This window comes from Pseudomonas sp. HUK17 (assembly GCF_001566765.1).
In genome coordinates, this window is the sequence record NZ_LSMW01000009.1 from 112662 (window position 1) to 119590 (window position 6929).

A 6929-nucleotide genomic window follows, 5' to 3' on the forward strand; every position below is an offset into this window, starting at 1 on the left:
CGACCGTGGCGGCCGCCACCGTCATCCTGGGCGGTCACTTCATCTTGGACGACACCGCTCAGGCAGCCCTTATCGTCGCCGCCCTGCTGGGTGTCAGTGCCCACCAGCTGTATCGCCAGCGCGCCAGTATCGAGCGCATCCTCGCCGATCATCCCAAGATGTTCTCCAGTGATGTGGTCGCGCCGACCTACAGCGACCAGATCGGCGCCCCGGCGCGTCTGGACCTCGCGTTGCACAGCGAAGCCGCGCGCCTGCAGACCGCTTTGACGCGTCTGGCCGACGTTGGCGACAGCGTGCGCCAGAAGGCCCGCGAGTCTTCGCAGCTGTCCCAGTCCGGGGCGGAGCTGTTGGAACAGCAGCGCCATGAGACCGATCAATCCGCCGCCGCCATCACCCAGATGACCTCCACCATCCACGAGGTCTCGCAAAACGTCCAGGAAACCGCCCAGGCCGCCGCCAACGCGGAGAACATGGTGCATTCCGGACGCGACAAGGCTGAAGAGAGCCTGACCTCCATGCGTGAACTCGGCGCGGCGGTCAGCGACATCGGCCAGGCGGTGGGCGAATTGGCCAGCTCCACCCAGAGCATCGGCAGCGTTGCCGATGTCATCACCGCCATCGCCGAACAGACCAACCTGCTGGCGCTCAACGCCGCCATCGAGGCCGCCCGCGCCGGTGAAGCCGGTCGCGGCTTCGCCGTGGTAGCCGACGAGGTCCGCTCGTTGGCCTCCCGTACCCGCGAGTCCACCGAGCAGATCCACCAGATCATCGCCAATCTGCAGGCTAATGCCGACCGCGCCGTGGCCACCGCCAGTCGCGGCGAGGAGACCTCGCGCCAGAGCGAACGCCATTCGGCAGCGGTACGCGAATCCCTGGAAGGCATCAGCGAATCGGTCAGCCTCATCACCGCCATGAGCCAGCAGATGGCCACCGCGGTGGAGGAGCAGAGTCACGTGTCCGAAGACATCAATCGGCAGATCAGCCGCATCGCCGATCTCTCGGACCACAGTTCCGCCCAGGCCCGCCGCGGCTCGGAACTGAGTCGCGAGCTGGAAGGCATGGCCGACTACCTGCACGATCTCACCGCCCGCTTCAATCGCTGAGTCGCGGGGAGGGCGGCGGCGATCCGGTATGATCGCCGCCTCGATTCGCTCTGGAAGCCCTGATGTCCCGTCCCGCTTGCGCGCGCTGCCAGCGTCCCCTGTCGCTCTGCCTGTGCGCGCTGATCCCTGCGCTGGCCAGTCGCACGCGGGTGCTGTTGCTGCAGCATCCCAGCGAGCGGCGCCATCCCCTCAACACCGCACGTCTGGTCGCCCTCGGGCTCAGCAATGCGCAACTGGAGATCGGCGAGACCTTTGCCGACCTGCCGCTCTGGCTCGCCGATCATGATGCCTGGCTGTTGTTTCCCGGCCCCGAAGCGCTCACGGTGAACCTCGTGCCACCCCCGGCTAAGATCGAGTCGAAACGGCTGCTGGTGATTCCCGACGGCACCTGGCGCAAGGCACGGCTGCTGCTGCACGCTAATCCGCTATTGGCCGCGTTGCCCAGGCTCACCCTGCCGCCTGGCGCCCCTTCGCGCTACCGGGTGCGCAAGGCCCCGGCGCCGGATGCGCTATCGACCGTGGAGGCCGTGGTGGCGGCGCTGAATGCGCTGGAGGCGCCGCGCCGCTTCGATGCGCTGCTCGCGCCTTTCGAGGCGCTGATCGACGGCCAGATCGCCGCCATGGGGCCGGAAACCTTTGCACGCAATCATGGCGGACCGGAGCAGCGTGACTAGGGGAATTACCCGGGTGTCGGACCACTCTACCTAGAGAGCCAGCAGAGGAATCACGCCATGTCCCGCTTCCCGATCCATTCGCACGACGAATTCGCCAGCCTTGCCGCCTTTGGTCTGCCCCGCGCGGGTGGCGAACCCGATCAGCCCGATCCGGCGCCCATCCAGCCCAGCGAGCCGGGCGAGCCCACCGTCCCCGATCAGGCGCCGCCAATCCCCATGGCCAGCGCCGCCTGACGCCACGGCGTCACCCATGAAAAAGGGCGATCATCTCTGATCGCCCTTTTTCATGCCTATCGGCTAGCGCCGGGTCTTCTGCTTGAGCAGGTAGACCGTTACCGCCGCACAGCTGGTGAAGGCCGCCACCCGTGCCCAGACATAAGGCACCAGCCAGCAGGAAAACCCCACGCTGATCCACATGGCGACGATGGCGTAGACCTTACCCTTGAGCGGGATGCCGTCGCCTTCCAGGTAGGGTTTGACCCAGGGTCCCAGCCACCTGTGGTTGATCAACCACAGGTAGAAGCGCTCCGAACTGCGCATGAAACAGGCCGCGGCCAGCAGCAGGAAGGGCGTGGTGGGCAGCAGCGGCAGAAAGGCGCCGATGATGCCCAGCGCCACGCTGAGCCAGCCGAGGCCCAGCAGCAGGTAGCGGACCCAGCCCTTGCGCTGGCGGGGTCTGGGAGTGGCTTCGTCCATCGCTCAGTGACGCGGCTTGAGCAGCGCCGGCTTTTCTTCGGGGGAATGGCAGAGCAGGAATAGCTGGGTCAGCAATTCCGGGATCTGCACCATCATGTCGGCGACCAGGCGGCGATCCTGGGCGATCTCGGCGAATTCCGGCTGCTCATCGAACAGGCCCGAACCGACCATGATCGGCAGCAGCAGCTCGCTGACCTCGTCTTCGGCGTCTTCGAACCACACGGCTTCGCGCAGGAACACGCCTTCCATGAAGCCGATGCACCAACCGCGCAGCTCGGAGTCGTCCGGCTCGGGGCCGAGATCCAGGTCGCAGGGCAGGTCCAGCTCTTCGTCACTGCCCAGCACGCGCAGGATGTGCGCCTTGAGCTGCACCAGGGCGCGCTCGATCTCTTCCTGCTGGGCGGCATCGCGATACTGCGGCGGTTCGGCGAAGAGGGCATCGATCCACTCGCGTTCGGGAACCTCTTCCGGGCAAATGGACAGGGCGGTCAGGTAGCCATGGGCGGCTACGTAGTCGAGCGCTTCTTCGTGCAGATCGTCTGCATCGAGAAAATCGCGCAGACGGGTCAATTGTTCGGCGAAGGACATCGGCTACTTACCTCGGAAAGGATTCGAAAGGGCAGAACGGCCGGAATTGTAGACGAGCGCCCGGGTCACGTCGAACCTGACGGCCCGGGGCCGGCCGACGGAAAAGCACCGCCGCAGCGACCTCGGCATCCGTATAATGGCCTTTCCATTCGAGGAGGCTTCATGTCAGAACCTGCGCTGCGCATCCTTAAAGACGTCTTTGGCTACGACGCGTTCCGTGGCAACCAGGCCCGGATCATCGAGCGTGTGGCCAGCGGTGGCGATGCGCTGGTGCTGATGCCCACGGGCGGCGGCAAGTCCCTGTGCTACCAGGTGCCGGCCCTCCTGCGACCCGGCGTGGCCGTGGTGGTCTCGCCGCTGATCGCGCTGATGGACGACCAGGTCGCCACCCTGCTGGAACTGGGCGTGTCAGCGACCGCGCTCAACTCCACCATGACTGGCGAACAGCAGAGATCCGTCGCCGCGCAGCTGGAGCGCGGTGAGATCAAGCTGCTCTATCTGGCGCCCGAGCGCCTCGTGCAGCCGCGCATGCTGGATTTCCTCAAGCGCCTGCCCATCGCCCTGTTCGCCATCGACGAAGCCCACTGCGTGTCCCAGTGGGGGCATGACTTCCGCCCGGAATACATGCAGCTCGGCCAACTGGCCGAACACTTCCCCGACGTGCCGCGCCTGGCGCTCACCGCCACCGCGGATTCCCGCACCCGTGAGGAGATGGCCAGTCGCCTGCACCTGGAAGAGGCCGAGCGCTTTCTCTCCAGCTTCGACCGCCCCAACATCTTCTACCGCATCGTGCCCAAGGAAGCGCCGCGCAAGCAATTGCTGGCCTTTCTCGCCGAGCGTCGCGGTGATGCTGGCATCGTCTACTGCATGTCGCGCAAGAAGGTGGAGGAGGTGGCCGAGCAGCTCAGCAATCAGGGCTTCCCCGCCTTGCCCTATCACGCTGGCCTGCCCAACGACGTCCGCGCCGCCAACCAGAAGCGTTTCCTCAACGAGGAAGGGTTGATCATGGTGGCCACCATCGCCTTCGGCATGGGTATCGACAAGCCCAACGTGCGCTTCGTCGCCCACCTCGATCTGCCCAAGAGCCTGGAGGCGTACTACCAGGAAACCGGTCGCGCCGGGCGGGATGGCCTGCCCGCCGACGCCTGGATGGCCTACGGCCTGCAGGACGTACTGCTGTTGCGGCAGATGATGCAGAACTCCGAAGGCGACGAGCGCCACAAGCGCATCGAGCGGCATAAGCTCGAAGCCATGCTGGCCCTGTGCGAAGAAACCCGCTGCCGGCGCCAGGTGTTGCTGGCCTATTTCGACGAGCACCTGCCGCAGCCCTGTGGCCATTGCGACAACTGCATCGACACCGTCGAGACCTGGGATGCCACCGAGCCGGCGCGCCAGGCGCTATCGGCCATCTACCGCAGCGGTCAGCGCTACGGGGTAGGGCACCTTGTCGACATCCTGCTCGGTCGCGAGACCGAAAAGATCGTCAGTCTCGGCCATCAACGCCTGGCGGTGTTCGGCCTGGGCAAGGCGCGCGGCGAAGACGAGTGGCGCACCCTGTTCCGCCAGTTGGTCGCCCGTGGCCTGGCCGAGGTGGACGTCGACGGCTATGGCGGCCTGCGCCTGACCGAAAGCTGCCGCCCCCTGCTGCGCGGCGAAGTCCGCATCGAATTGCGTCGTGATCCCAAGCCTCAGCGCGGGCGTGGCGCGAGTAGCGGCTCCTCGGCCAGCGCCGCCAGCCAGCTGGTACGTGCCGACGAACGCGAGCAGTGGGAAGTGTTGCGCACCCTGAGACGCAAGCTGGCCGAAGAGCACTCGGTACCGCCCTATGTGATCTTTCCCGACGCCACCCTGCTGGAGATGCTGCGCAGCCAGCCGCGCTCGCTGGACGAGATGAGTCGCGTCAGCGGTGTGGGTGCCCGCAAGCTGGAGCGCTATGGCCAGGCCTTTCTCAACGCCCTTAATGACGGTGGTGCGGCGCCGACTCCGGTCGCCGACGTGCGTCACGAGGTGCTGACCCTGGTACGCGCCGGCATGACCCCGGAGCAGGCCGCGCGCCAACTGAATTGCTCTGAAAAGAATGTCTATGCACTATTGGCCGAAGCCATTGCCCAACAGCAGATCGCTCTGGAGCAGGCCCTGGACCTGCCGGAGGAGCTGCTGGCGGAAATCCAGGATGCCTTCCTCGAAGACGAAGGCGAATTGCCGCCGGTAGCCCAGATCGCCCCGCGTTTCGAAGGGCGGGTGGCCAGTGGCGCGCTGTACTGTGTGCGGGCTGCCCTGCAGGCCGAGTTGGCCGACTAGCTGAGGACGGCGGTTGCTCCGCAGGGCCTACACCCAGAATAATGAGAAAATCCAAGTACAAGGTTTAGCCTGAATGACTACCGATCCACACCTGTTCGGCCGCCAGATCTTTCATGCCTCCCGTGCCTGGCGCGCCGAGCTCGACCGTCGCCTGAGTCACCTGGGGTTGTCTCAGGCGCGCTGGCAGGTGTTGCTGAACCTGGCGCGGATGAAGGGCGTCCAGCCCACCCAGCGTGAACTGGCCCAAAGCATCAGCATCGAGGGGCCGACCCTGGCCCGCTTGCTGGACGGCCTGGAAAAGCAGGGGCTGGTCAAGCGCCTGGCGGTCACCGAGGACCGTCGTGCCAAGCGCATCATGCTGACCCAGGAAGCCGGTCCGCTGATTGAGAAGATCGAGACCATCGCCGAGGCCCTGCGCAAGGAGCTGCTCAGTGGTCTCGACGATGAAGAGATCGCCATCTGCCAGCAGGTGCACCAGCGCGTCCTCGCCAATCTCGAGCGCGGCTGACCGCCGTCTGGCGGCTCGCTCCGTCCCGGTACCTTCACCCAGCACAGGTACTGGATCTGGCCGGAGCGTCTGGCATCGCCGCTAGCGCTCCATCCCATCCGCAGCCGTCCTTTTCGCGCTGCTGGTCATCGGTTTGCCGTCTGTCGGTATCGATGCTACGTTCCAGCGTGGCGGAGGCGATTTTTGTGAGCCACCGCGCTAAAACACCGGTTTCTTCGAATACCTGACGCAGCGGTATCCATGGTCGCGAAACGCCGTCCCCTTGCCTTTGTCATCCTGTCGGCCGCTGCGCTGACCACTCTTCCTCAAGCGGCGCTCGCGCTCGGCCTGGGGGGCATCACCCTGCAGTCAGCTCTCAACGAACCCCTGCGTGCACGGATCGAGCTGGTCAACCTCGGCGATGCCGATGCCGGGGACTTCCGCATCCACCTTGCGGCGAACGAGGCGTTCGCACAAGCCGGTGTGGATCGTACCCAGTTCCTCGACGATCTGAAGTTCACTCCGCACCTGCGCACGGCGGCGGGCAGCTATGTCGAAGTGACCTCCCGCCGCTCACTGGTCGAGCCCTATCTGGGCTTCATCGTTCAGCTCGAGCAGCCGGGTGGCAAGCAGCTGCGCGAATTCACCCTGCTGGTGGATCCACCGCGCAGTGGTGGCACGCCCACCAGCGTCGCCAGTACCGCCCCGGCGCGCGTCCAGGCGGCGTCCGCTCGCGCCGCTGCCCCGGCCGCCGATCCGGTGGTCCGCCAAACCGTATCTGCACCGCGCCAGGGGCTGGCGCCCTCGCCAGACCTATCCGCTGGGGAGGGCGTTTACCAGACGCGTCCCAGGGATACCCTCTGGAGCATCGCCAAGCGCCTGGGGCCAATGGCCAATCGATCGGTCGAGCAGCTCATGGCCGATCTGTTCGCCCTCAATCCGGCGTCCTTCGCCAACAATGATCCCGGACGACTCAAGGCCGGTCAGCGCCTGCGCCTGCCCGTGGGTGTCAGCGAACCTGCGCCGCGGCAGCCGGTAGTCGCCAGGACCACGCCGCCCGCACCCAGCCCGGTACCCGCC

8 protein-coding genes are annotated in these 6929 nt (G+C 66.1%); 6 read left to right on the plus strand and 2 right to left on the minus strand.

From position 1 onward, the window contains the following. Nucleotides 1-5 precede the first annotated feature (5 nt). The 3 genes from AX284_RS05615 to AX284_RS11950 all read left to right on the plus strand — a co-directional run bounded on the left by AX284_RS05615 (nt 6) and on the right by AX284_RS11950 (nt 2011). Nucleotides 6-1103 (plus strand): methyl-accepting chemotaxis protein, encoded by a 1098-nt coding sequence (locus tag AX284_RS05615; RefSeq protein WP_442963837.1) that lies wholly within the window; start codon nt 6-8, stop codon nt 1101-1103. Nucleotides 1104-1165: 62 nt separating this feature from the next. Then, nucleotides 1166-1777 (plus strand): tRNA-uridine aminocarboxypropyltransferase, encoded by a 612-nt coding sequence (locus AX284_RS05620; RefSeq protein ID WP_068383997.1) that lies wholly within the window; start codon nt 1166-1168, stop codon nt 1775-1777. 57 nt (nt 1778-1834) lie between these two features. Further along, nucleotides 1835-2011, plus strand: coding sequence for a hypothetical protein (locus AX284_RS11950; RefSeq protein ID WP_177329649.1), 177 nt, complete (start codon nt 1835-1837; stop codon nt 2009-2011). Nucleotides 2012-2074: 63 nt separating this feature from the next. Here AX284_RS11950 and AX284_RS05625 read toward each other — a convergent pair whose 3' ends face one another. Together AX284_RS05625 and AX284_RS05630 are read right to left on the minus strand one after the other, a co-directional pair. Next, on the minus strand, nt 2075-2473 hold the full coding sequence (locus tag AX284_RS05625; RefSeq protein WP_068383999.1) for a YbaN family protein: 399 nt from the start codon (nt 2471-2473) through the stop codon (nt 2075-2077). Nucleotides 2474-2476: 3 nt separating this feature from the next. Further along, a complete protein-coding gene (locus AX284_RS05630; protein ID WP_068384001.1) occupies nt 2477-3061 on the minus strand; it encodes a UPF0149 family protein in 585 nt (194 codons plus the stop codon). Nucleotides 3062-3223: 162 nt separating this feature from the next. Here AX284_RS05630 and recQ point away from each other — a divergent pair, with 162 nt between their 5' ends. The 3 genes from recQ to AX284_RS05645 all read left to right on the plus strand — a co-directional run. Then, nucleotides 3224-5362 carry a DNA helicase RecQ gene (gene recQ / locus AX284_RS05635; RefSeq protein WP_068384003.1) on the plus strand — a complete coding sequence of 713 codons (2139 nt, stop codon included), beginning with the start codon at nt 3224-3226 and terminating at the stop codon, nt 5360-5362. 73 nt (nt 5363-5435) lie between these two features. Beyond that, on the plus strand, nt 5436-5870 hold the full coding sequence (locus AX284_RS05640) for a MarR family transcriptional regulator (protein ID WP_068384005.1): 435 nt from the start codon (nt 5436-5438) through the stop codon (nt 5868-5870). A gap of 240 nt (nt 5871-6110) precedes the next feature. Next, a partial coding sequence (locus AX284_RS05645) for a type IV pilus assembly protein FimV (RefSeq protein ID WP_160329274.1) occupies nt 6111-6929 on the plus strand: 819 nt, incomplete at its 3' end.